The organism is Maribacter sp. MS6 (assembly GCF_056839185.1).
This window is the reverse complement of the sequence record NZ_CM166389.1, coordinates 3,624,337-3,651,253: the sequence shown is the minus strand read 5'-3', so window position 1 is coordinate 3,651,253 and position 26,917 is coordinate 3,624,337. Positions and strand designations below refer to the sequence as shown.

Genomic DNA, 26,917 nt, shown 5'->3' with positions numbered 1-26,917 from the left:
AGCTACAAATTATCTAACTGGTTACTGCGCTTATCCTGGCTTAGTGTCCAAAAGAAGCCAATGACGAAAAAAGCATCTGCCGTAGGTCGTATAGCGCGTCTGTCAAAAACACCCTCTATATTGGGCGTATTTGCATATTGATAGCCGTTAACATTTTTGAATCCCGTGATATTACTAACCGAGAAAAAAAGTATTTTTTGTTGTGATATCAGATAGGCCCAATTCATATTTATGCTGTTGAAAGCCTTTGTTTTATCTGCCAAAAATTGCGGAGTATTCGGATTATCATATGGTCGCCCGGAGCCATAATTGTATGATAGTCCGATCTGCGAACGCCAATCTTCTACCCAATACTTGGTTACCAAAGAAAGACTGTGCGCAGGAGCAAAGTTAGGTGTAGCGCTTTCGGGGAAATTTCTAAAATCACGCTCTGTGTTTAAATAGGAGTAGGAAGCCCAATAATCAAGATTTTTGATACTCTTGTTATCTCTCCAAAAAACATCGAGCCCAGTAGCATAACCGCTGCCTAGATTCGTAAAAGTTGAATTGAATTGCGGTATTTCAGTATCAAATTTTACGAGTCCGTCATAGTCTTTGTAGTAGGCTTCGGCTCTAAAGGTCTTTCCATCCGAAAGGTATTGGTAATTTAAAATGTAATGGGAGGCCTTCTCAAAATCCAAATTTCCGTCAAACTTAAGGGATTCCGCTAAGGGATTTTGATAAAAATCCCCATAGGCCAATGAAAATTGACCTTTATCGCTGCTTTTATAGGCTACAGAAAACCTAGGGGCAATATTAGAAGTATTCAAAAAACTAGAGTGCTCGCCCCTAACCCCAAGTTTCATGGCAAAATCATTGCTCAAGAAAATGTCAGCCTCAGCAAAACCTGAGCTAAGATTATCACGGAAACCAGCATCAAAACGAAACCCATCCGGAGCTTGGAAATTTTCCTGATAATCGGTTATAAAGTGCTCCCCTCCAAAATTCAATTGAAAGCGATTACTGAAATTCTTCTTCACCTTTACTTTTAAATGTCCGGCTGTTTCGTTCGCAGCGATATCATTTTCTTCAAAACGAATATCATTTCTATCCGAAGAAATACTGGCACCTGTAGTCATCGTCCATTCCTTATCAAAAAAATGTTTGTACGTTGTATTCGCATACAAATTGCTATTCGTTAGTCGAAAATTTACAAAATCATCAAAATTTATGTCCTCTTGATCCACATCAAGATTCGCCTGATTGAACCCAGTATAAAATTTAAAAATACCTTTATCCGTTTTGCTTCTATAAACCGTTTCGCCTGAAAAAGACTCATATGGCTTGTTCCAAAGTGCACCCTGTTCATTAGGAATAATCCACTGGTAAGGAGCTAGATTAATATACTGTGCGTTTACACTTAAGGATTTGTTTCCCCATATTTCAGTTCTACCAAGCCCTGCTCCAACGGATAGCACAGAAATGTCCGTTTTCTCTTGATTCGGTTCATCAGTAGTGTTCAATAATAGCACACTGGAAAGTGCTTGTCCAAATTCTGCGGAATATCCACCCGTACTAAAGGTTATTCCTTTAAAAAGAAAAGGAGAAAACCGACCTCTAGTAGGTATGTTATTCGCCGTGGCGTTAAAAGGCTGAAAGACCCGAAGTCCATCAATAAACACCTGTGTCTCCCCTGCTTGTCCTCCACGCACGAAGAGACGCCCATCTTCACTTACATTAGAAGTACCTGGTAGGGTTTGTAAAGCTCCAACAAAATCACCGGCCGCACCCGCCGTAGTCACGATATCCAATGGTTTTAAAACCGAAACTTTTGAATTGTCACCTGCCTCAAAAGTACCGGCCGACAAGGTAACTCCCGTCAATTGATTGATGGCTTCCTTAAGAACAATAGCGATATCGCTTAAAAAAGATACATCTCCAAACTGTATATACGACTCGTAGGAAATCATAGAAACTACTAAATTTTGGTTTCCGGTCTCCTCTGTTTCAAAACGAAACCTACCATTCTCGTCCGTTGTTCCTCCATCATAAGTTCCCTCCAGATATACATTAGCTCCTGTAATAGGGTTCTCTTTACTATCGGTTACTGTTCCTGATATAATTTGCTGCGCATTTAAAAAACCGGTGGTCAAAAGAGTTAAAAATAAAATCTGTGGTGCTTTCATCTGAAGGTTATATTACTTGATAGAAGAAATGTGAGGCAGATATAACCGCTAAACCAAAGTGAAATACCCAAGTGTAGAATACTTATGCTGAAATGTAGGTACGCAGCAATAGTTCTGGAATTAAATAGACTAGTTATCAATTCCTTTGATAGGTTAAATTGTATTTTTAATGCCTACAAAAGAATCAGTAACAACTTTAAATTATAAGGTCTATTATGAATAAAATACTCGAATTATTCCAATCAACAATTGGCAAGGACTCATCCGACTCTATTTCTCCGTTAATGCAATGGATGAACCCGACCTTGATAAGCGCAGCAGAGGGTAAGCTGGAATACTCGCATGTAATACGTAAAGAAATGACCAACCCATTGCACATTCTCCATGGTGGTGTAACTGCCGCGATTATAGACGATGCGATTGGTGCCGCTGTGTATTCCCTTAATAATAGCCGTGCCTATACCACAGTGAACCTAAATGTAGACTATTTTAGTCCGGCAAAAGAAGGCGATGTTATTATTGCCCAAACCAATGTGATAAAAAAGGGAAGGCAAATAATGAACGCCGAATGTTTGGTGTGGAATAGCGACAAAACCAAGCTCATTGCGAAAGGGAATTCAAACTTGATCCGCACAAGTATAGAATTGGACTCTAATTAAACTGTTAGGAGCCAGTACAGGCAATGAAGGAGTAAATCGTTATCTTTATTCGCATGGACAAGAACCGAAGAAAATTTCTAAAGAACATAGGTATTGGCGTTGCTGGCACCGTGACCTTACCAGCCCAGAGTTGGGCAAATAGTGCCCAATCTGTCGAAGCTACCATAGACCTCCTTAAAACATTTCCGGATAAAAACAAGGAAACCTTTTGGGAAACGGTTGCCTCGCAATTTAGATTTGCCGAAGGAATCCATTATTTTAATAATGGCTCTTTGGGAGCCTGCCCGTTTCCTATTCGAGAAGCAACAAATACCTTTAGAAACACGCTTGATGATTTTCCTTCTAAATACATGTGGGGTGGATGGGATGCAGAGAAAGAAACGACACGAAAGAAAGTAGCGGAACTTTTTTCTGTTTCTAAAGAAGAGATCGCACTAATCCATAATACTACGGAAGGCATGAATCTTATCGCCCGCAGCTTAGAATTAAATGTAGGGGACGAAGTTATTCTTGCTGATCATGAGCACTCGAGCGCAGTTGTGCCATGGACCGTTTGGCAGGCCGATAAAGGTATAAAATTGGTGCGGCCTGTACTACCCATTCTGCCTAAAACTAAAGAGGAAATCGTTGCTGTATTTAAAAATGCCATCACATCAAAAACAAAAGTTATTTCCATTTGCCAGATCGTTAACACCAATGGCATGATGCTTCCTGTTACCGAAATTTCAAAAATGGCCCACGAACACGGAATTTTGGTTGCGGTTGATGGTGCTCAAGGAGCTGGTATGGTGCAGACCAATTTAAAGGATATGGACTGCGATTTTTATACGGTAAGCGCACATAAATGGCTTTTTGCACCAAAAGGTATCGGCATATTTTATGCGAAGAAGGAAGCTCAACCCCTGCTTACCCCTTTAATAGTAGCACGTGGTTATAAGGATAATAGCATAAGGCGTCTAGAAAATTATAATACCAGAAATCTTCCGGAACTTTTAGCACTGGGCGCAACAATTGATTACCGAAATACTATTGGAGGGGAAGTAATTCATAAGAGGACCTATGAGTTAAAACAGTATTTCCTAGAGCAAATAAAAAATACCAAAAGCATCATACTTAAAACACCAACCAATGATGAATTATCAGCAGGAATACAGGTGGTAGAAATAATGGGTAAAAACGTGGAAGAGGTTAAGAATACACTTTTTGATAAGTATGGAATCGATTCTAGGCCAATGTCCAAATTTAGATTGAATGCCGTACGCTTATCCTTTGCTATTTTCATCACCAAAAAGGATATTGATATGCTGGTTGATGCCCTTAACATTATCGCTGTTAGCTAATTTGGCGAAACCTTATTTTTTCTAATAATAAGTGGGTTATCTCTAAAGTTTTACAATGTATATCGACCCACAATAATGAGCGCGAAAATCAAAATAATTAGTACCTTCATTAAAACTATCTTACTATGTTACGAACCTCTATAAGCTTACTGCTTTTTCTATTATTCTTCGGATTTTCATCGGCGCAAAACTCTGTAATCGGATTTAACAGCGAAAGCACTGCCGAACAATTAAAATTGGAATCTGCCTTCGAGAAGAGTTTAAATGCAACCAATTTGGATAATTGGATGCAACACATGGCGGCAGAACCACATTGGGTCGGCACCAAGTTTGGCGAAGAGAATGCAAAATGGATTCAAAAGCAATTTAAATCTTGGGGTTATGACGCCAAGATAGAGACCTATGATATCTTGTTTCCTTATCCTACAGAACGCATTTTGGAACTTTTAGGCCCTACACCTTACAAGGCTAAACTTACCGCTGTTCCGGTAGAGGGCGACCCATTTACCGCACAAGGCGATGCCTTACTCCCTAGTTATAATGCATTTTCGATAGATGGTGATGTTACCGCAGACCTAGTATTTGTCAACTACGGTATTCCAAAAGACTACGAAGAACTGGAAAAACTAGGTATTAGCGTTAAAGGGAAAATCGTAATCGCAAAATATCAAGGTTCTTGGCGTGGAATAAAACCGAAACTAGCTGCTGAAAATGGTGCTATTGGTTGTATTATTTATTCCGACCCACAGGATGATGGGTACGGACAAGGTGATGTATATCCGAAAGGAGCCTATAAGAACAAAACTGGAGTACAGCGTGGTTCGGTTATGGATATGCCTACCTATCCGGGCGATGTTTTAACTCCCGGCTACGGTGCCACAAAAGATGCTAAACGTTTGGACAGAAAAGATGCTCCTACAATAACAAAAATACCGGTACTCCCTATTTCTTATGAAGACGCACAACCTTTGTTGGAAGCTTTGGAAGGTCCGGTAGCGCCTGCATCCTGGCGCGGAGGATTGCCCATCACCTATCACATTGGCCCAGGACCGGCGAAAGTACGTTTGAAACTGGCTTTTGATTGGAAATTGGTGCCGGCCCATAATGTCATTGCCACGATGAAGGGTACGGATTTCCCAGATCAATGGGTCATGCGCGGAAACCACCACGATGCCTGGGTACATGGCGCAAATGATCCCGTTAGCGGAATGGTGGCCCTGATGGAGGAAGCAAGGGCCGTTGGGGAACTGGCAAAGAAAGGTCAAAAACCGAAACGCACCTTGGTCTATTGTGCTTGGGATGCGGAAGAACCAGGTCTGATAGGTTCTACAGAATGGGTAGAAGACCATAAAAAAGAACTGCAACAAAAAGTAGTGGCCTACATCAATACGGATGGAAATGGTCGTGGGTTTCTCGGAGCTGGAGGTTCGCACTCGCTTCAAGCAATGGTAAAAGAAGTTGCCGGCATGGTGAAAGACCCACAAACTGGGGTTTCTGTGAAAGAACGCAGAATTGCGGCTCAAATGGTGAACGGTGGCGATGACGCCTTTAGTCTCTCTGCCCTTGGTTCCGGATCCGATTATACCCCGTTTATTCAACATGCGGGCATCGCATCCTTAAATTTGGGGTTTGGTGGAGAAAATGGCGGAGGAGAATATCATACCATTTACGATACCTATCCACATTACAAACGCTTTAAAGACCCAACCTTTGCCTATGGTGTTGCTTTAGCGAACACTGCAGGAAGAATCACCCTTAGATTGGCCAATGCAGATGTTCTCCCATTTGATTTTAAGGAATGGTACAGTACCGTATCCGGGTATTGGGAGGAAATTAAAACTAATACCGACCAAATGCGAAAGGCGGTTGAAAAACATAATAAGCTTTTAAAATCGAATGCATTTGTGTTAGCATCGGACCCACAGAAGGAATTTAACGCACCGGTCGCCATGAAAGAAGTTCCATACCTCAACTTTGCTCCCGTTCAGAATGAATTAGCGGGATTGAATACTACCATACAAGAGCTTTCCCTAACCAATGGATTCCAAGTTTCTAAAGCAAAACAAGATGAATTGAACAAAAAACTGATGAGTGCCGAACGGATGCTTACCTCTGAAAAAGGATTGCCAAGAAGACCTTGGTTCAAACATCAAATCTATGCTCCCGGATTTTATACCGGTTATGGGGTAAAAACGCTACCAGGGGTTCGGGAAGCTATTGAGCAAAAAGATTGGAAAGAGGCACAAGAACAAATAACGGTGTTAGGCAACACACTAAAGGAATTCAATAATTTTCTTATAGAATTAAACACCTTAACGAAGTAAAAAAAATGGAATCGAACTACATAAAAATATATAGTGGCAACGCTATCATAGGAAAGCGTATTGAGTTAGCCTTACTAGAGCAAGATATCGCACCAATTTACAAAGACGAAGGAGAATCCGCACGACTTGCTGGTTTTGCCTCGTCAATGTTGGGTAACGTAGAACTACATGTAAACCAAGATGAAAAGGAAAAAGCCGTAACTCTTGTTACCAAAATAACAGCTGAATCCAAAGATTAGTTAGCAATTGGGGTTATTATCAATTGTCTGAATTCTATGGGGCCATGGTCTCCCTGTATCATAATCGGACCAGGCGCTGCCTCATCGTTATCCAAGGCTCCACCCGTCATACCTGGTATATTTTGCTCTGAAATTACTGTTTTTCCATTCGCTACAATGGTTACTTTTCTTCCTATTAACGTGATGTCATAGGTTTGCCATTCTCCCGCCGCTTTGGCAACCATTTCATTAGGCGTCAGCAAGCCGTATACACCTGCAAACAAAATAGAGGAAGGCTCGCTTCCTGCGTTATCCGCTATTTGCACCTCATATCGTCCTCTAAGATAAAGACCACTATTACTACCTTCTGGATATCTAAATTCTGCATGCAATTTAAAATCGGTGAATTTTTCTTCTGACACTAAATTGACTCCTGCCTTGTTGCTTGTAAGGATTCCATCGTTTACTGTCCACTGATTCTCACCTTCAAACCTCCATCCCGTTAAATCTTTACCATTAAACAGTTTTTGTGTTTTACCCCACTTAGGATTGTCGGTAACTGCTAGTTTGGGTGCTCTAATGGCTGTCCAATCATAGGTTTTTCCATCTGTATAAACCATAGTACCCTTTAAACCTTCTCCTACTTTTTTACCCCTAAATTGCATATCTGAAGCACCGCCTTCCCACTGTGGCGGAATTGAAAAATAAAATACTTCGTCGAATTTTTTAACCTCGGCAATGGGACGCGCGCTACCCATTGCATAGGTAAATCTACCAATAAGCGTATTGGTCCCGGAATGCTTAATCTCCAACCAAGATGGTAACTCCTTATCCTCATAAGAAACGGTTAGATTCCACGTACCTTCTAGAGGATCGACCTCTTGGGCATAACTATTACCAAAACCTAATACGAACAGCGCTGCTAAGCACTTTAAACCCACATAGAAAACATTTCTCATAATCATATTCATTTTGTTCAAATATACTATATAGTTCTAAAATTTTAGATTAGTAAGAATAAAGATAAAGGTTATATGTCTGAATTATATATGTCTCATGAATATCCCAGTAATTAATGGTGTAAACTTGAGGTTTTCTGTATTACTATAAGGTCATACTGTTTTATTTAGAATGACCTTTATATACTAGATATGTTGTAGTTATAGAGCGAACGTTTAGCGCAAACCTTCAAAGCAGAATATATGAAAATACAGTTACGCCGAATTGCTATACGAGAAAACGCTGTTAGCTCCATAACGGCCATGAGACTTATGATTTCTAAATGATATCTCAGGGATTTCGTTGAATTTTTAGATATAAAAAGAGGATTGGATAAACCTGTAACCCAGATTGAATTTACGGCTGGGAATGGTTTATTCACAAACACCATTTTACTATTTAAAAGCAAATACTAGAGTTAGATAGGCACCATATATGATTGAATAAAAGTATATTAAATGAACTTAACACAACTTTTTTAACCATTTTTACGTTTAATAGCAAAACTATTATAACTATTAGAGTAAATACTCATGAAGGAAAGAAACATTAGTATTGACATTATAAAGTTTATCGCAGCTATTCTTATTACAAACTCAAGTTTTGAAATATTATATCCAATTAGTTCATTTGCAACGGGTGGAACAATGGGCAATTGTCTATTTTTCTTTGCCTCAGGATTCACGATTTTTCTAAAACCCTTGGGACGATTCGACCAGTTCTACAAAAAAAGGATTAATAGGATATACCCGACAGTGTTTGCTTGGGCTTTATTGAGCACCATTTTTTTCGCTAACTCCAAAAATATGGTAGAAATAATTCTTTATGGAGGCGGATGGTTTATTTCATGTATTATGATTCTATATATTTTTCTTTATATCGTAAATAAAACCATGTTAAAAAGGCTACTCTTAAGCGGAATTATATCTTTTATAATCGTCATTGCTTGGTTCTTTTTGATTGAAAAAGATTCAAATGCGTCCTTCTATGGCGATAATTCCTTTTTTAGGTGGGGCTTCTATTTCCTTTTCATGCTTTTAGGGGCGATATCTGGAGTTTACCAAAAAAAGATTACTCATAATTTTGGTAGCAACCTGGCTATCCTTATTCTATTAATCTTGATATTTTACGCTATGTTATACTACTCAAGACTAAATATCATTCCAAAAGAAATAGAAATAATATCAATACTACCCTTGTTGGGAATGACCATATATTTTTATAAGATAGGTAGCACGGAAATTTTAAGGAATATTTATAATCATAAAATATTTGGATCGGCCATAAAGATAATTGGTGGATTATGTCTTGAAATCTACCTGGTTCAAGCGTCGTTATTAACGGCTAAAATGAACGATATTTTTCCAATAAATTTAATCTTAATGTTCCTTATTATTTTGATAGCTGCATATATCCTTAGGTGTGCTGCAAAGTTATTTTCTCAAATCTTTAAAGAACAAGACTTGAATTATAAAGAAATTTTCCGATTGTATTAAATGGAAAAATAGTTTCTCTCAACACGGTCTGTCAGAACTCACCTAAATTACCAACATTATCAACAACCTTTCTAAAATCAGCTAGTAATTCCTCAATAATAAGCGCAGCTGGCTTTATTTCATGAATCAAGGCCGAAACCTGACCAATTTCCAATTCACCTTCTACCATGTCGCCTTCGAACATTCCTTTTTTGGCACGGGCGCGACCCAATAAGTCCTTTAGCTGTTCTTTCGTATAACCGTTGGCATAACCACTTTGTATATCTTCGTAGAACTTGTTTTTTAGCAAGCGCACAGGTGCCAACTCTTTTAGGGTCAACTGGGTATCCCCTTCTTTCGCCGCTACTACTTTTTCCTTAAAAAGCGCATGCGACGAAGCTTCAGTACTTGCCACAAACCTGCTTCCTATCTGCACTGCATCTGCTCCTAAGACTATAGCGGCAAGCATAGCTTTCCCCGTACTAATGCCCCCTGCAGCAATTAAAGGAATTTTAATTTGCTCCTTTACGGACGGGATCAGCACTAAGGTTGTGGTCTCATCCCTACCATTATGTCCACCAGCTTCAAAACCTTCTGCAACCACGGCGTCTACCCCAGCAGCTTCAGCCTTTATGGCAAAAGCTACGCTACTGACAACATGCACAACTGTTATCCCATTTTCTTGTAAATACGATGTCCATGTTTTGGGATTTCCGGCAGATGTAAATACAATTTTTACACCTTGGTCAACAATGATTTCCATCAATTTTTCAATATCAGGATATAGCATAGGAACATTAACGCCAAAAGGTTTATCGGTTGCGTGCTTACATTTTTGAATATGCTCTCTTAATACATCAGGATACATACTACCTGCACCAATAATACCCAAACCACCTGCATTGGATACCGCTGATGCCAATCGCCAACCACTGGCCCAAATCATTCCCGCTTGTATGATTGGGTATTCAATATCAAAAAGTTCAGTTATCCTATTGCTCATAGGTCAATGATTTTTAAATGGATATACGATTCATCGCAATTAAGAAATAACCCCGGAGCCTATCAACTCATCGGCCAAATACCAAGCTACGAACTGACCCTCTTGAATAGCGGATTGCGCCACTTCAAAATCAACATACATTCCTCCCTCTACTTTATATAAGGTAGCTTTTTGCAATTCTTGTCGGTATCGTATCCGTGCCAACACATGAAGCTCTTCATCACAATCCAAACTCAAATCTGGTCTCACCCAGTGTAACTCCTCCTCTTTCACAAACAACGTGTGTCTATATAAACCAGGGTGTGCTTTGCCTTCCCCAGTGTAAATAATGTTGTCTTGAACATCGGTATCTATTACGAACAAAGGCTCCTTGGTACCTCCAACGTTAAGACCCTTCCGCTGCCCTTTAGTAAAATAATGTGCTCCTTGGTGCTCCCCCACAATTACACCATCGGTTATCTGATATTCGGCTTTTTCTGCCCGGAATGCTAACTCTTGAACCTTATTGGCAAAGCTTGGGAGTTTCCGCCCGTAAACTGGGATTGTAGGTGGCACTTGAACTATTTTACCAATTTTAGGTTTTAATTGTTGTTGTAAAAATTCTGGTAGACGCACCTTACCTATAAAACAGAGTCCTTGAGAGTCTTTTTTATCCGCGGTAACCAAATCCATCTTAGCAGCTATGGAGCGTACTTCAGGTTTTGTTAATTCCCCAATAGGAAATAAGGTCTTTGCCAATTGCTCTTGGGATAACTGACACAGAAAATAGGACTGATCTTTATTGGAATCTTTCCCAGCCAACAGCTGATATGTTTTGTTTCCATCGTTATCAGCTAAAATACCTTTTCTACAGTAGTGTCCTGTTGCTACAAAATCCGCCCCTAGTTGTAGTGCGATTTTCATAAAGACATCAAATTTGATTTCACGATTACACAACACGTCAGGATTTGGGGTTCGTCCCATTTTGTATTCCCTAAACATATAATCAACAATGCGTTCCTTATACTCAGAACTTAAATCAACTGTTTGGAACGGAATACCTAGCTTTTCTGATACAATAAGGGCATCGTTACTGTCTTCTAACCAAGGGCACTCCTCCGAAATTGTAACGGAATCATCATGCCAATTCTTCATAAAGAGTCCAATTACATCGTAGCCTTGTTCTTTTAATAAATAAGCAGCTACACTTGAATCTACACCGCCGGACAATCCTATTACCACTTTTTTCATATACCTCTTTTGTCGGTACAAAAATACGAAATTACACGAACCGGTTAATGACCTAAAATGCCGAAGCTTGGATATTCAAGCTATAACAAGAACTATTAACCCTATTAGAAACTTAACCACCGTTACGGATCCCAATTCTAATTGCTCAAGTAATCAGAAAAGAACTTAAAAAATTTTTTTTTGTTAAACTTTTGTAAAATATAAACCAACAAAAGCAACCTTTTGAATAAAAACCCATCTACTCTTGTGTATAGCATTTTCATGGGAACTGTACGCCTTAAACTAGTTATAATAAGGATTAAATGAAAAGAAAAAACGAAATAAACTTTAACAAAACCTTTAAACACATTGATGAAAAGTGTTTATACTTTTACAATAATTATTAAACAATTTAACATTAAAACCCAATAACAATGAGAAATCTAGTAAAAATCTTTAAACCTACATTATTGGCATTTGCACTCGTGTTTGCAGTTTCATGCGATAATGATGATGACAACGATGGCCCAATGATAATGCCAGCAGAGCCAGCCAATATTGTAGAAACAGCCCAGAACAATAACGGATTAACTAGCTTAGTGGCAGCACTAGCGAAAGCTGATGAAAGTACCAACAATGAACTTATTAATACTTTAGGAAATGAAGCAGGGACTTTCACCGTTTTAGCACCATCAAACGAGGCTTTTGCCAATCTTTTGGACCGTTTAGACGGTTTTGATTCCTTAGAGGATTTTAACAGTGAGCAACTACAGGATTTATTGGCAACGATACTAACATATCATGTAGCTTCCGGCGCAGCAGTAGCTTCCACGGACTTAACCGAAGGTATGACCATAACTACGGTACAAGGAGAAAATTTGACCGTAAGTTTGGAAGGTGGAGCTGCATTCATAGACGCAGAAGGTAAGGCCTCCAATGTAGTAACTGCCAACGTTCAGGCCACGAATGGTATTGTTCATGTCATCGATAGAGTATTATTACCTCAAGCGGCAATTAACGCTTTAGAGGGAGTTTTATTAAGCTCTATCACAGATTTAGCCATTGCGACGCCATCGTTAAGTAATTTGGTAGCCGCCTTGGAAGCTGCCGACGGTGATTTACCAACAGTTTTAGCCGGTGATGGACCTTTTACCGTATTTGCACCAACGAATGAAGCTTTCGAAGCATTTTTAGAGGCTAATAATTTTGCAGATGTAGCTGCTGTACCGACAGACGTTTTGACGCAAGTATTGTTGAACCATGTAGTTGCCGGCGCTAATTTCTCAACAGACTTGAGTACAGGATATGTTCCTACATCGTCAACTGCTGGTGTAGGTGGTAGAAACTTAAGCATGTTTGTTGACTTAACAGATGGGGTACGTTTAAATGGCGTCTCAAATGTGAATTTAGACTTAGCGAATATAAAAGCCACGAACGGTGTTGTTCATGTAGTGGATGCCGTAATTGGATTACCAAACATAGTTGACCATGCTGTTGCCAATAGCGCGTTGACATCTTTGGTCGGTGCTTTAACAGCTAATGGAAACACAACGTTTACAGATTTATTATCCACTGCTGATGAAACCTTTACTGTTTTCGCTCCGATCAATAGTGCTTTCGAGGCTTTTGAAAATCCTAATGGAAATGAGATAGCTAATGTATTATCTAACCATGTAGTAGTAGGTGCTTCTGCTTTTTCTGCAGATTTAACAAACTCCTACATTAACACAGCAGCTGAAAATACTGACGGTGATAAGTTAAGTTTATACATAAATACGGATGACGGTGTTACATTTAATGGCTCAGGTGGAGTCGTTGAAGGAAACTTCGATATCGTAGCTACTAATGGTGTAGTACATGCGATAAGCGAAGTTATCGATATTCCTACAGTGGTTACATTTGCCGTTGCTGACCCAACTTTTGCTCCATTAGTAACAGCATTGACTACAGGAACTCCAAATACAGATTTCGTAGCCACACTTACAGGTACAGGTCCGTTTACCGTATTTGCTCCAACCGATGCAGCTTTCCAAGCCTTATTGGATAGCAATATGGAATGGAACGAAGTAGCTGATATAGATGAAGCTTTATTAACGAGTGTATTACAGCACCATGTTGCAAACGGTAATGTTCGTTCCGGTGATTTAACGGCTGATGGCGATACTACCGCTCTGACCTTAGAAGGTGATAACATTGTTATAACACTCCCGGGAACAGACCCTAACATCGCAGATGTAACAGATGGTTCCGGAGCTATGGATATAGGTATTATCGCTGTAGATGTACAAGCAGGAAACGGAGTAATCCATGTATTAAACAAAGTAATGATACCAGACACTACCAATAACAATTAAAAGATTGAATTGGGATAAATTTAAAAGCCGCTCTAAGGAGCGGCTTTTTTTCTATCAATTTTTCAAAATCAACTGTTATTGTGTTTGTTTTGTTAAACTTTTCTAAAATTTAAATAAACAAAAGCAACCCTTTTAGATTTAGCACATCTTCTTAATATGAATAAACAAAATAATACAATTGCTAAATAAAGTTTAGAAATAATCAACAACATAAGGAAGATGACTCCACAAAATCATAAAACGTTGAATAATACCTAAGCAACAATTTTATTAATTAAGTTTTATTTTATCATTAATAAGTTAAACAATTTACCTAAAAACACACATTATGAAAAAAGTAGTATCCATTAAAAGTTTACTTGCGCTTTTGGCGATCGTTTTCGTTGCATGGTCCTGTGACAATGACGAAAATGATGACCTTACCGCAAGAACAGTAGCAGAAAAGAACATTGTAGAAACAGCGGCTGGCGATGACGCCCTTGCCTCCCTTGTAGCGGCATTGACAAGTGCAGATAACAATGAAGGAACAGATCTTATCGGAACTTTAAGTGGAGACGGACCGTTTACCGTTTTTGCCCCTACCAATGCCGCCTTTACAGCATTATTGGAATCTCTTGAAGGTTTTGATTCTTTAGAAGATTTTGATACCGAGGAAGAAAGGGACATCCTGGCCACTATTTTAAAATATCACGTAGTAAGCGGTGTTGCAGCCAAATCTACCGACTTAAGTGCAGATCAAATGATTCCCACGGTTCAAGGGGAAGACGTAACGGTTAGCCTGGAAGGCGGCGTTTTCATTAAAGATAAGCAAGCAGCCGAAGTTCAGGCCGCTAAGGTTGTTATTGCCGATATAGAGGCAAGTAACGGCGTTGTACACGTTATTGACAAAGTATTATTACCACAAGCAATCATTGATGCTTTGAACAATGGAGAAATGACTAATGAAATGGGAACCCTTGTAGATCTTGTAGTTGCTACCGATGCATTGTCTATTTTAGAAGCAGCCGTAATTAAGGCGGGATTAGCGGAGACTTTATCTTCTGAAGGTCCTTTCACAGTTTTTGCTCCCACAGATGATGCTTTTGTTGCTTTGTTAGATATTTTAGGTGATGATTATAACGGCTTAGATGATTTTGATACAGAAGCAGAAATGGCTTTATTAAAGGACATATTGTTATACCACGTTCTAGCAGCCAAGGTTCTAGCTGCAGATTTAGCACCAGGTGAAGTAGGCACAGCACTTGCTGATAATAGTATAGAAGTAATAGCTTCGGGCGATACTTTTGTTATTGGAGACGCTTCTGGAACCGATGCAAATATCACAGCTACTGACATTATGGCTTCTAATGGTGTAACGCATACCATTGATAAAGTTTTATTACCACAATCAGCTATCGATTTTGTAGCAAGCCTTTCGCTTAAGAGTATTGTTGATACCGCAGTTGCAACAGATGATTTAAGTCTATTGGTAGATGCGTTGATTCAAGCTGATGCCGGTTTAGTAGAAACCTTGAATGGCAATGGTCCTTTTACAGTTTTTGCCCCAACAAATCAAGCATTCGCAGATTTATTGGCCATATTGGGAGATGATTTCAATAGCCTCTCAGATTTTGACACAGAAGCAGAAAAAGCACTATTGGTAAAGGTATTGACCTACCACGTTGTTGCCGGCACAGCTGCTTTCTCAACAGATTTGAGCAATGGCCAAAACATAGAAACCTTTCAAGGAGAAAAAGTAGGTATCAATATTAAAGACGGTACGGTACATATTGTGGATGCCACCGAAACGAATGCAGCAGTAACTACGGCAGATGTAGAAGCTACTAACGGTGTTGTACATATTATAAACAAGGTATTATTACCACAAGAAGTATTAGACCTTCTTGCTCAAATGAGCTTGAAAACAATTGTGGAGATTGCCGTTGCAACCGATGACCTTAGTTTATTGGTCGGAGCATTAGGACAAGCTGATGCAGGATTGGTAGAAACGCTTAGCGGTACAGGTCCGTTTACGGTCTTTGCTCCTACCAATGAAGCATTTGTGGGATTATTGAATGCCTTGGGTGATGATTTTAACAGTCTAGCCGATTTTGATACGCAAGCTGAAAAAGATTTGTTAGTGAAAGTACTAACCTACCATGTGGTAGCCGGTACAGCAGCTTTTTCTACTGATTTAAATAATGGCCAGAACATTGAAACATTTCAGGGAGAAAATGTTGGGATTAACATTAAGAACGGTACAGTGCATATCGTAGATGCTACGGAAGATAACGCAACTGTTGTTCTTGCCGATGTTGAAGCGAGTAATGGTGTTGTTCACGTAATAAACAAAGTATTATTGCCACAGGAAGTATTGGATATTCTAAACCCACCTGTACCAAATATCGTTGAAACTGCACAAAGCGTTCCTGACCTAAGTCTATTGGTAGCCGCGTTGGTGCAGGCCGATGCCGGTTTGGTAGATGTATTGAGTGGAGACGGACCATTTACCGTATTCGCACCGACCAATGCAGCCTTTACTGATCTTTTGAACGCGTTAGGCTTCCATAGCTTGGAAGATTTTGACACAGCAGAGGAAAAGGCATTACTAGCCAGGGTTCTCAGTTACCACGTAGTAGCTGGCGCAGCGGTAGCATCGACTGATTTAAAAGACCATCAGCGACTGAATACGCAAAACAACCATGAAGCTCTTTTTGCCATCTTAGGCCATGGAGTACAAATACGCGACAAATCCGGTACAGATGCTAATGTTACAACAGCTGACGTAATGGCAAGCAATGGTATTGTGCATATCGTGGATAAGGTGTTATTACCTCAAGAACTAGTAGACTTACTGCACTAAATTACAATTATTTATATAATGATTTTATCCAAAAACCTCTCAATTTCTTGAGAGGTTTTTTTATACGTTCTTTTTTAAACAACAGAAGTAGGCAGGTTAGCATACAAATACCACCTCTTTACAACTCTATTTTTTTTAAGTAGAAATATAAAGCATATTTACCTCCCCAAATCTTACCAAACCAAACCTTAATCAATGGCAAAAGCCGCTACAGTTTGTAGCGGCTTTTTCTTTTTAATCTTAAAGCAAACCCATTGAACATTTAGATAGGGTTCTTTGAAATAGATACGACTATTCAGCGAGGTTTAAAACCTTTTAAATAGCAAAATTTATTCTAATGCGTTTGGGAGAACTGCTTTTTACTCAAAACTGATGTTTTTAAGCAATGACAAACGGTTTCTCTTAGCTTGATGAATTTAGTGAATGGAACCTTTCTGCAATAAACGAATCACAAACATGGGGATACACAAAAGCTATATGTTTACTTTTTCTTCTGCGCCTCTGCTTGCTCCATCATCTCCCGCATTTTCTTCTGAAACTTGTTCTCCTTTTTAGGTTTCTTTTTGTTCTCCTGTATCTGGGCGTGAATCTTATCGTTGTCCAATATAAAGTTCTTGATGACCAACATGATACCAATGGTAATCATGTTTGAAACAAAATAATAAAGACTTAAGCCACTCGCATAGTTATTAAAGAAAAATAACATCATAAACGGCATTAAATACATGATAAATTTCATGTTGGGCATACCTGGCTGTGTTGGCATGTTCTGTCCTGTGGTCATCATCATATAAAAGAATATGGCAATAGAGGCCAAAATAGGAAATAAACTTACGTGATCTCCATAAAACGGAATAGAAATTCCTTCTGGAAACTGGTAAATGGTATCAAAAGAAGATAAATCGTCCGCCCATAAAAATGGTTTTTGTCGTAAGGCAAAAGAGGTAGGGAAAAACATGAACAAAGCATAAAAAATAGGCATTTGCAGAAATGCAGGTACACAACCGCTCATAGGACTCACCCCGGCCTTGCCATACAACTTCATGGTTTCTTGCTGTTTTTTCATGGCATTGTCCTTAAACTTTTCGCCAAGCTCGGTTATTTCAGGCTTTAAGACCTTCATTTTGGCCTGTGACAAATAAGACTTATAAGTTACTGGAGACATGGCCAAACGTACCAAAATCGTCATGATAATAATTGCAATTCCAGCGGGTAACATTCCCCCTAAAAAGGAATAAAATGGGGTGAACACATATCTATTTATCCAACCAAAAACTCCCCAACCAAAAGGAATGGAATCAACCAAACCTAAATCTTCATAATTTGAAAGTACTTCTATATCCGTAGGACCAAAATACCAGTGCATGTTTTTAGTAAGCTCCCCGCCTTTAACTTCTAAAGGAAGAACGGATTCGTATTCCTTTAGAAACCCAAACGTTCTACTTTCTTCTTCTACAAGATTCTTAGATGTTAGCTCTCCTGTTTTGAACGGCTCATCCGCGGCTAGAATAGTACTGAAAAAATGCTGTCGGTAGGACAACCATTTAATGTCTTCTTCCAACTCTTCATCATCACTTCGTTCCGATAGCTTACTTATTTTATCATCTTCGTAATTATAGGTGAGGCGCGTATATCTATTTTCATATTCCACACTTTTTGAATGCCGGATGGCTTTCAACTTCCAATCCAAGGTAACGGGCTTACCATCAGCAATTACATTATCCAAGCCTTGGCTCCTGATTGTGAAATCTACCAAATAGTCATCTGGTTTAATTTCATATCGGTATTCCAAGTATTGATTGTTGGCAGTTTTCGCTTTTAAAGAAAGAACCTGGTTGTTTCCAGAGCTTGTAATGGAAGGTTCAAAGTATAAATCCTTGGTATTTAAAACACGGTTGTCCGTCGTAGAAAAGGAAAGTCCAAAAGAGGAATTACCATCTTTGACTAGATAAACAGGAATAGAGTCGTAGGTAACAAAATTCTTCATTTTGGCCTCTACTACATGACCACCCTTATTACTTATTTTTAAATATAATACATCATTTTCCAGAACCGTTGTTCCATCAGTTGGCGCGGTATATCCGAATGCCCCGATCTGACTTTTATAATTGGCCACCGCGGTGGAATCTGTCACGTCCAGTACTGGCGTTTCATTCTGCACAGGTGCCACTGTTTCTAACTCGGTAGCCGCTTCTTGAGCATCAACTTGTTCCTGCTGTGCTTCTTTTTCGGCTATCTCTTCCGGTGTTGGGCGGTTTTGATAAAACATGAAGATGAGTATTCCAAAAATCAGTATAAAACCGATTATAGAATTCACATCCATTTTCTTTTCTTCCATCTAAAAAAATATCTCGTTAATAAGGTAATCTTTTGGTTTATAACACAAAATCAACGTTGCGAATACAAATATATGTCCAAATACGGAGTATATGCCATACTGGCATTAGTTTATGCCTTTTTATGCGCCAAGGCAGCCTTTACAAATCCAACGAACAACGGGTGTGGATTAGCAACCGTACTCTTATATTCCGGGTGATATTGAACGCCTATAAACCAAGGATGGTCTTTTAGTTCTACAATTTCAACTAAATTAGTTTCACTATTAATACCTGAGGAAATCAACCCTGCATTCTCTAATTGTTCTTTATACCTATTGTTAAACTCATATCGGTGACGGTGGCGCTCCTTTATTTCTTTTGCTCCGTTATATATGTTCTGAACAAGGCTCCCATTCAACAATTTACAGTCCCAAGCCCCTAAACGCATGGTGCCGCCTTTATTGGTTATTGTTTTTTGCTCCTCCATTAAATTAATCACCGGATTGTTGTTATTCTCCACCATTTCCGTAGAACTGGCATCCTCTAAATTAAGCACGTTTCTGGCATATTCTATAACCGCCATTTGCATTCCCAAACAAATACCTAAAAAAGGAATTCCAGCCTCGCGTGCGTGCCTAACGGCCTGTATCTTACCTTCTATTCCGCGTTCTCCAAAACCTGGCGCTACCAAGATACCATCTAGCCCTGCTAGCTTTGCTTGGTAATTTTGATCGTTTATATATTCCGAATGTATCGATTTAACCTTAACCTTCACTTCATTACTAGCACCCGCATGGATAAACGACTCCAAAATAGACTTATAGGAATCCTGTAATTCTACATATTTACCAACCAGACCTATGGTAACTTCGTCCTTTGGGTTTTTATGTCGTTTTAAAAATTCTTTCCATTGGGTTAAATCCGGTTCTATTTCATCCGGAAGATTCAATTTTTTAAGGGTAACTGTATCTAGGCCCTCGTCTTGCATTAAAATTGGCACATCGTAAATTGTGGAGGCGTCTATACTTTGAATAACTGCTTCTCGTTTTACGTTACAAAACAGTGCTAACTTGTCCTTTATTTCATCTGAAATCTCATGCTCTGTTCTACACACCAAGATATCGGCCTTTATACCGCTTTCCATCAAAGTCTTTACAGAGTGTTGTGTTGGCTTGGTCTTCAATTCACCTGCCGCAGAAAGGTAAGGCACAAGTGTTAAGTGGATCACGATAGCATTATTATCGCCCATTTCCCATAACATTTGTCTCACCGCTTCTATATAGGGTAGTGACTCAATATCACCAACAGTACCGCCAATTTCGGTAATAACAATATCATAATCACCGCTATTACCTAAAAGCTGTACCCGCTCCTTTATTTCGTTCGTAATGTGAGGGACTACCTGCACCGTTTTACCAAGAAACTCACCACGTCTTTCTTTATCTATTACGCTTTGATAAATTCTACCTGTGGTTACATTGTTGGCCTGTGACGTATTTACGTTTAGAAAACGCTCATAATGACCTAAATCCAAATCGGTTTCCGCACCATCATCGGTAACATAACATTCGCCATGCTCATATGGGTTAAGGGTCCCAGGATCTACGTTAATGTAGGGATCTAACTTCTGAATCGTAGTTCGGTATCCGCGGGCCTGTAAAAGTTTAGCCAACGAGGCCGCAATAATTCCTTTTCCCAGGGATGAAGTAACTCCTCCCGTAACGAAGATGTATTTGGTTTGTGACATGTTTGATTTCTGTGTTACGGGACACAAAGTTACAAATTGACATTAGAACTTACTCAGTTTCCTTAGGAAAATCTTTTTGAATTCGTTTGACCAAAGATTCCAACTCGTTAATCTTTATTTCCAAAACAGATTGAAGCATTTCACCCAATTTTCCAGTTGGGAATCCTGTTCGCCGGAACCATACTAAATATGGTTCTGGCAAATCTATTAGATACCAACCTTTATACTTCCCAAATGGCATTTTATAATGCGCCAACTCAATTAAAGCACGTTTATCAGGTTTTAATTCCATTTTTTAAATCTAAAAAAATTATATTTAGAATCGCTTTTAAAAACCATAGAATGCAAAGACGTAAATTTTTAGGCACCACGGCGGTTGCCTCCGTTGGACTCCTAGCTACGAGCACTCTAAATGCCAAAGAACAGGCAATTTCGGCTGCCACAAAATTAAAACACAATATAAACCATAGCGCATGTTATTGGTGCTACAACAGTATTCCCTTAGAAGATTTTCTTAAAGCCTTAAATGAATTAGATGTAAGAGCCGTAGATTTGGTAGGACCGGATGATTGGCCGCTGTTAAAAAAATATAATATCCATGCCTCTATGTGTTGGGGAGCGGAAATTAGCCTTACCGAAGGATGGAACGACCCTCAGCACCATGACACGCTAATCAAGAATTACACCGAGATGATCCCAAAAGTAGCAGAAGCTGGTTATACCAACCTCATTTGTTTTAGTGGGAATCGAAGAGGTATGGAGGATACCACAGGATTGGCGAACTGTGCTAAAGGGTTAAAGCAGATTATACCCTTGGCAGAAAAATATGGGGTCGTCATACAAATGGAATTACTAAATAGTAAAGTGGACCATAAAGACTATATGTGCGATCATACTTCATGGGGTGCGGCCCTTTGCGATGCTATTGGTTCCGAAAATTTTAAACTGCTTTACGATATTTACCATATGCAGATTATGGAAGGTGATATCATTAGGAATATAAGAGAATTTCATCCCTATATAGGACATTACCATACGGGTGGCAACCCAGGCCGTAACGAAATAGACGAAACCCAAGAATTATACTACCCTGCTATTATGAAAGCTATCTTGGACACCGGCTACACAGGTCATGTTGCACAGGAGTTCATCCCCACTTGGGCAGATAAAATAGACGCGCTAAAACAAGGAGTTACTATTTGTGATGTATAATTTGGTTGGCAGATAGTAGTAATTAGAGTGTAGTTCCGAGTTCTTGCGATACATTTCGTTAATTAAGATGGCGCTTTTGGTTCCGGATTCTGCCAATTCAGATTTAAAATTCAAGCTTGGATTTTGTACTATATTTCGTTTTTAAATTTTTTATACCGCAAAATAACAAGCTAAAACCAAGTGAAATGAAAAGTAGTACAGCATTAAAAGTCGAGGAGAAAAAGCTTGTAACCGTAACTTCGGCCCTAGGAGGGCTGCTTATTGTAATGTTAGCTGTCTGTATTTACGGAACGTTTAAAAATGGTATTGATTTTATGACGTTTTTACCCATTTTCTTTTTACCAATGTTGCTCATCAACATATTTAAAATACGAAAGTTAAGAAAGGAAATAAATGAACGAGAATAAAGCAGAACGCTTAATTTCTGCATCATTATAAATAAATACCAAGCATACAGTAAGACTATTCAACTATATTTAACCTTCTTTTAAGGCCATTGTTATTTTCAACTTCCACTCCGCTTGTTTCTCCAAATTCCTGGAAAAGTTCGTTTCTGCATCGTATAAATTCTGATATACGTTCAACTCTTCGTTTATTTTACGATAAATGGATTTGACCTTTGCCTTAACTGTACCATAGGTATACCGTTCACGCTCCAAACGTTTCTTTAGTTTTCTAGCATATAGTTCCGAAATATCGAAGTGTAATTGTTCGTGACCCAAAATAACGTTATTACATATTTCCGGTTTATACCATGATTTAGTTGGATAAAAAAACGTGTCTATTTTAAAGTCTACCAGTATACTATCCTGGGTGCCAGAAGTAGAAAAGCTATAGGTAATACCACTAGCCGTAATTGCAGCGGCTCTTGAATTTGATGGTATAGCTCCTTTAAAATCTTCCCAGGCAAGGCGTTTATCAGAACGCCAAGAAATAGTTTCATAATCTTGTTCTAATATGAACCCTATCACAACACATATAAATAAAGCCGTAACGTATTTTATTGTTTCCAAGAATAAGAAATATCTTTAAAAATTGTCTTCTCATCTAAATGCCTCTAAACTTTTCATAACATGATACGGCATCAGAGTTTATGTGAGTTCACGCTCCAATAACGTTAAAAACACTACATTGAAAGTAACTCTAACCTTAGTGTTAGTCCACTTGTTTTATTCTCATGTCCTCATAGGCCATGATGTAGGATGCCTGATTAAAGTACCCCGAAGTAACGTCTTGGTCATAATCGAACTTATTCCCGTTATACTCGGTTGTACCAATGAATTTTGCAGTATCCATTAAATTATTCTTATAAGCCAATTTTAATAGGATATCATAAGTTACATCAAATCCGCGTATCGCAAATTTATCTGGCTCTTCCCCAAATTTTTTACGATACCGTGTCACAAAGGAATTGTTGTAAACTTCTCGATACACGGATGGATAGGTGAAATTAAGATTAGATAAATGCGTGCTGGAAATAACATCATTTTCAAAACCATTATTGTAGTTTGTCGTAAACATCCTCAACTTAAGCTTCTCTTTACTCTTTTCGATATCTAATAACGCATTGTTGAACGCATTTAAAATCGATACAACACTTGAAATCAACTTAAAATTATCGGATTCTACAAACACCCAATTCTCTTGAGTTTCACTCAGTAAACTGCCAAGTATGTCTCGATTAATCCCTATATTTTTTTCCTCTTCCCTCACCTTCAAAACTTTAGCATTAGGAAAATTTTGAACCAACATCTCTTCAGCAAGTCTACTTTTATCATCGGCTATAATGACTATGTTTTCATCCGTATAGTTCTTCTTTACATAGTCTATCATATGCTTTCTGAGCAAATTATCATCGGTATAAGAAAAGAAAACGTTCTTTAGGCTGATGTCACTTTTCGCCCTAACGGGAGCTACAACTGGGACATTATAACTAGACGCCTGTACAGCCACCTCCTTCATGGATAATTCATCTAAGGGACCAAATATTGCGTTGTAATCGGAAAGTCGTTCCCCCAACAAAATCTGTTTGGTTTTAGCAACGTCCAATTGATTATCAAATGTTTTTACATCAACAGATACACCCAAAGAAGCCAAGGAATCTATAGCTACTAGCGCCCCTGAGTACAACCCTAAGCTGTATTTTAAACTGTTTCTGTTCTCTATGGTCCAAGCTACCTTTTCTTTATCGGAAAGGTCCAATTTATCCAGTCTAAAGGGCAATAAAAATAGGATTTTGGGACGCATTGCCGTGTTAACACTATCCAACAGATTTACCTTGTCCAAAATTAGGGCATTCCTAACTTCAAAATTACCTACCTGTTCTTTAGGGAGTTTTAAAATCATCCCCGCTTTTAAGCCGTTTTTTAAATCAGGATTTAAACTAACCAAATCTGCCCAAGACATTCCGAATTTTCGAGTCAACCGAAACTCGTTCTGTTTAGGCTTTACTTCATAAAAGATATAATTATCCGTATTTATTTCTCCCGAAATGACCTCGGTCTCCGGAATACGTATCACCATGCCCTCTTTTAAGCCTCCTTGTTCGGTTATTTCTGGATTTAAACGGACAATTTCATCAGATTTCACCCCAAATTCCTTCTCTAACCGATAAAAGTTCATTTTACCCGGAATCGTATAGGACGTATACAATTGTGTCTGTTGTTCGGCAACCGTACTGCCGGCTATTTTAGGCATTAAAAGCTCGTAACCCTCGGCCAAATAATTTGTGTTTTGGGAAAGTGTTGGATTAAGCACCAACATACTATCAATGGTGATACCATATTTATGCGCAATGCTCCACCTAGTCTCCTTTGATTTAACAGTATATTTTTCGTAGGCATCAGGGTCTATGGTATTCTCAGTTTCAACCACCTTCTCGTATTTGGGAATACGAATCTGCATTTTCTTTTCTAGCTGGGAAGCATATAATTGTTTGTTGTATTTCTTAATCTCATCCTCCGTAACATTATATCGCTTGGCGATTCCGTAGAGTGTTTCCCTTTTTCTAACTTTATGAGTACTGAATCCAATGGGTTCCCGTTTCTTAACGGAATCCTGCATCACATTTTTCATTAACGCCCGCACATCCGAAGCGTTAGAAGGGCTATTTACACTCCCCTCGGGTACCACCAAGATGGTATTTACCGCTAACGTATCACCTTCTTTTATTTCTTTGTTATATTGGAGAATGCTTTCAGTGGAGACACCGTACTTGGCTGCCACGCTAAATAAAGTTTCTCCCTGTTTAACGGCATGCGTAGTAAATTTTTGTGCCAACATTGTAGTGGTTGACGCAATGCAAAGCAATAAGGTTGCTAAAAGTGTTTTTAAACTATTTTTCATTTTATTCCCATTCTATGGTTGCCGGAGGTTTTGAACTTATATCATATACGACACGATTCACTCCAGGGACTTTATTGATGATATCATTTGATGTTTTTTGTAAAAACTCATAAGGTAAATTCACCCAATCTGCTGTCATTCCGTCGGTACTTTCTACGGCCCTTAAAGCTACACATTTTTCATAAGTACGTTCATCGCCCATAACCCCTACGCTATTTACAGGCAAAAGCATAGCGCCGGCCTGCCATACTTTATCATACAATCCCCAATCTCGTAATCCTTGAATAAATATATGATCCACTTCTTGTAAAATAGCTACTTTTTCTCTTGTGATATCCCCTAAAATACGTATTGCCAATCCAGGCCCTGGAAAAGGATGACGGCCCAACCGCTCTTCTCCTACATCCATACTGGCACCAACACGCCGTACTTCATCCTTGAACAACATTTTTAATGGTTCTACGACTTTCAATTTCATAAAATCTGGCAATCCGCCCACGTTATGATGACTTTTAATAGTAGCCGAGGGTCCTCCCGTACCAGAAACCGACTCTATAACGTCTGGATAAATGGTGCCCTGTGCCAACCATTTGGCATCTTCCACGAGGTGGGACTCATCATCAAAAACCTCTATAAAAACCCGTCCAATAATTTTACGTTTAGTCTCAGGGTCACTTTCTCCTGCTAAGGCATCCAAAAAACGTGCCGAAGCATCTACGCCTTTCACATTTAAGCCCATACCTTCGTATTGCTTTAAGACATCTTCAAACTCGTTCTTTCTTAAAAGACCGTTGTTTACGAAAATACAATGCAGGTGCTTGCCAATGGCCTTATGCAATAAAACCGCTGCTACGGTAGAATCTACACCGCCAGATAATCCTAATATCACCTTATCTTCTCCTATTTTTTCTTTGAGACTAGCCACGGTGGAGTCCACAAAAGCATCTGGTGTCCAAGTTTGGGCAACGCCTGCTATGTGAACCAAGAAATTTTCCAGCAGCTGTTTACCATCTGTGGAGTGATATACCTCTGGATGAAATTGAATACCATAGGTTTCTTCCCCGTCAAATTTAAAGGCTGCATTCTCTACATCGTGCGTACTAGCTAGTAGTCTAGTATTTTCCGGAAGTTTTTTAATAGTATCGGCATGACTCATCCATACTTGGCTACCAATAGTAATTCCCCTTAAAAAAGGATGGTCGGAATCAACAGCGGAAAGATTTGCCCTTCCGTATTCACGAGTATTCGACTTCTCTACATTACCCCCGTTAAAATGGGCTAGATATTGCGCTCCATAACAAACACCCAGTAATGGCTTTACACCTCTTATCTGAGAAAGATCCGGATGCGGTGCATCTTCTGCCCTAACCGAAAATGGCGAGCCTGATAAAATCACCGCCTTGTAGGTGTCCAAGTCGGCAGGCACTCTATTGTATGGTTTTATTTCACAGAAAATATTGAGTTCGCGCACCCTTCTCGCGATGAGTTGTGTATACTGCGAACCGAAATCTAAAATAAGGACATTATTTTGCATGTGCAAAAATAGGAAAATAGCAAATTTGAGGAAGTGTTCTACACAGATATTTGTGATAGGTTTTTAACAAAAAAAATAATAGGGCAATTGCGCTGTATGGTTTTCCCAATTAGTTAACCTAAGCATATACAACCTACACCTTGAAACCTTATAGCTAACAACAAATAGGTATA

At 39.0% G+C, this 26,917-nt stretch carries 19 protein-coding genes; 9 read left to right on the top strand and 10 right to left on the bottom strand.

The window, feature by feature from the left end; all coding sequences use genetic code 11:
* Positions 1-2: 2 nt before the first annotated feature.
* Positions 3-2,165, bottom strand: a complete 2,163-nt coding sequence (locus MS6x_RS15975; protein ID WP_482603447.1) for a TonB-dependent receptor — start codon at positions 2,163-2,165, stop codon at positions 3-5.
* Between the two features lie 215 nt (positions 2,166-2,380).
* On the opposite strand from MS6x_RS15975, the gene MS6x_RS15970 reads away from it, so the two are divergent.
* From MS6x_RS15970 to MS6x_RS15955, 4 genes are all read left to right on the top strand, one after another.
* Positions 2,381-2,824 (top strand): PaaI family thioesterase, encoded by a 444-nt coding sequence (locus tag MS6x_RS15970; RefSeq protein ID WP_482603446.1) that lies wholly within the window; start codon positions 2,381-2,383, stop codon positions 2,822-2,824.
* A gap of 53 nt (positions 2,825-2,877) precedes the next feature.
* Positions 2,878-4,164 carry an aminotransferase class V-fold PLP-dependent enzyme gene (locus tag MS6x_RS15965; protein ID WP_482603445.1) on the top strand — a complete coding sequence of 429 codons (1,287 nt, stop codon included), beginning with the start codon at positions 2,878-2,880 and terminating at the stop codon, positions 4,162-4,164.
* A gap of 125 nt (positions 4,165-4,289) precedes the next feature.
* The gene (locus tag MS6x_RS15960; protein WP_482603444.1) at positions 4,290-6,488 is read left to right on the top strand and encodes a transferrin receptor-like dimerization domain-containing protein; all 2,199 of its coding nucleotides are present in this window, start codon (positions 4,290-4,292) and stop codon (positions 6,486-6,488) included.
* A 5-nt stretch (positions 6,489-6,493) separates the two neighbouring features.
* Positions 6,494-6,727, top strand: coding sequence for a DUF2007 domain-containing protein (locus tag MS6x_RS15955; protein ID WP_482603443.1), 234 nt, complete (start codon positions 6,494-6,496; stop codon positions 6,725-6,727).
* Here MS6x_RS15955 and MS6x_RS15950 read toward each other — a convergent pair.
* Positions 6,724-7,665 carry a 3-keto-disaccharide hydrolase gene (locus MS6x_RS15950; RefSeq protein WP_482603442.1) on the bottom strand — a complete coding sequence of 314 codons (942 nt, stop codon included), beginning with the start codon at positions 7,663-7,665 and terminating at the stop codon, positions 6,724-6,726. The genes MS6x_RS15955 and MS6x_RS15950 overlap by 4 nt on opposite strands.
* Before the next feature lie 573 nt (positions 7,666-8,238).
* Here MS6x_RS15950 and MS6x_RS15945 point away from each other — a divergent pair.
* A complete protein-coding gene (locus MS6x_RS15945) occupies positions 8,239-9,201 on the top strand; it encodes an acyltransferase family protein (protein ID WP_482603441.1) in 963 nt (320 codons plus the stop codon).
* 31 nt (positions 9,202-9,232) lie between these two features.
* On the opposite strand, the gene MS6x_RS15940 is transcribed toward MS6x_RS15945, so the two are convergent.
* Positions 9,233-10,183 (bottom strand): NAD(P)H-dependent flavin oxidoreductase, encoded by a 951-nt coding sequence (locus MS6x_RS15940; RefSeq protein WP_482603440.1) that lies wholly within the window; start codon positions 10,181-10,183, stop codon positions 9,233-9,235.
* Between the two features lie 39 nt (positions 10,184-10,222).
* Positions 10,223-11,488 carry a tRNA 2-thiouridine(34) synthase MnmA gene (gene mnmA, locus MS6x_RS15935; protein WP_482607182.1) on the bottom strand — a complete coding sequence of 422 codons (1,266 nt, stop codon included), beginning with the start codon at positions 11,486-11,488 and terminating at the stop codon, positions 10,223-10,225.
* A 338-nt stretch (positions 11,489-11,826) separates the two neighbouring features.
* Here mnmA and MS6x_RS15930 point away from each other — a divergent pair, with 338 nt between their 5' ends.
* Together MS6x_RS15930 and MS6x_RS15925 are read left to right on the top strand one after the other, a co-directional pair.
* Positions 11,827-13,746: a fasciclin domain-containing protein gene (locus MS6x_RS15930; RefSeq protein WP_482603439.1), complete on the top strand. Its 1,920-nt coding sequence runs from the start codon at positions 11,827-11,829 to the stop codon at positions 13,744-13,746.
* Positions 13,747-14,074: 328 nt separating this feature from the next.
* Positions 14,075-16,588, top strand: a complete 2,514-nt coding sequence (locus MS6x_RS15925; RefSeq protein WP_482603438.1) for a fasciclin domain-containing protein — start codon at positions 14,075-14,077, stop codon at positions 16,586-16,588.
* A gap of 481 nt (positions 16,589-17,069) precedes the next feature.
* On the opposite strand, the gene yidC is transcribed toward MS6x_RS15925, so the two are convergent.
* From yidC to MS6x_RS15910, 3 genes are all read right to left on the bottom strand, one after another.
* Positions 17,070-18,926 (bottom strand): membrane protein insertase YidC, encoded by a 1,857-nt coding sequence (yidC, locus tag MS6x_RS15920; RefSeq protein WP_482603437.1) that lies wholly within the window; start codon positions 18,924-18,926, stop codon positions 17,070-17,072.
* 110 nt (positions 18,927-19,036) lie between these two features.
* Entirely contained in the window at positions 19,037-20,653 is a 1,617-nt protein-coding gene (locus MS6x_RS15915; protein WP_482603436.1) for a CTP synthase, read from the bottom strand.
* A 49-nt stretch (positions 20,654-20,702) separates the two neighbouring features.
* Complete coding sequence (locus MS6x_RS15910) at positions 20,703-20,945, bottom strand: DUF3820 family protein (protein ID WP_482603435.1); 243 nt, start codon at positions 20,943-20,945, stop codon at positions 20,703-20,705.
* 50 nt (positions 20,946-20,995) lie between these two features.
* Here MS6x_RS15910 and MS6x_RS15905 point away from each other — a divergent pair, with 50 nt between their 5' ends.
* Positions 20,996-21,865 (top strand): hydroxypyruvate isomerase family protein, encoded by an 870-nt coding sequence (locus tag MS6x_RS15905; RefSeq protein WP_482603434.1) that lies wholly within the window; start codon positions 20,996-20,998, stop codon positions 21,863-21,865.
* Positions 21,866-22,050: 185 nt separating this feature from the next.
* A complete protein-coding gene (locus MS6x_RS15900; protein WP_482603433.1) occupies positions 22,051-22,272 on the top strand; it encodes a hypothetical protein in 222 nt (73 codons plus the stop codon).
* Between the two features lie 69 nt (positions 22,273-22,341).
* Here MS6x_RS15900 and MS6x_RS15895 read toward each other — a convergent pair whose 3' ends face one another.
* The 3 genes from MS6x_RS15895 to guaA form a co-directional block, all read right to left on the bottom strand.
* Positions 22,342-22,878 carry a DUF922 domain-containing protein gene (locus MS6x_RS15895; RefSeq protein ID WP_482603432.1) on the bottom strand — a complete coding sequence of 179 codons (537 nt, stop codon included), beginning with the start codon at positions 22,876-22,878 and terminating at the stop codon, positions 22,342-22,344.
* Positions 22,879-23,020: 142 nt separating this feature from the next.
* The gene (locus MS6x_RS15890; protein WP_482603431.1) at positions 23,021-25,210 is read right to left on the bottom strand and encodes a LysM peptidoglycan-binding domain-containing protein; all 2,190 of its coding nucleotides are present in this window, start codon (positions 25,208-25,210) and stop codon (positions 23,021-23,023) included.
* A gap of 1 nt (position 25,211) precedes the next feature.
* Complete coding sequence (gene guaA / locus MS6x_RS15885; RefSeq protein ID WP_482603430.1) at positions 25,212-26,744, bottom strand: glutamine-hydrolyzing GMP synthase; 1,533 nt, start codon at positions 26,742-26,744, stop codon at positions 25,212-25,214.
* Positions 26,745-26,917 lie beyond the last annotated feature (173 nt).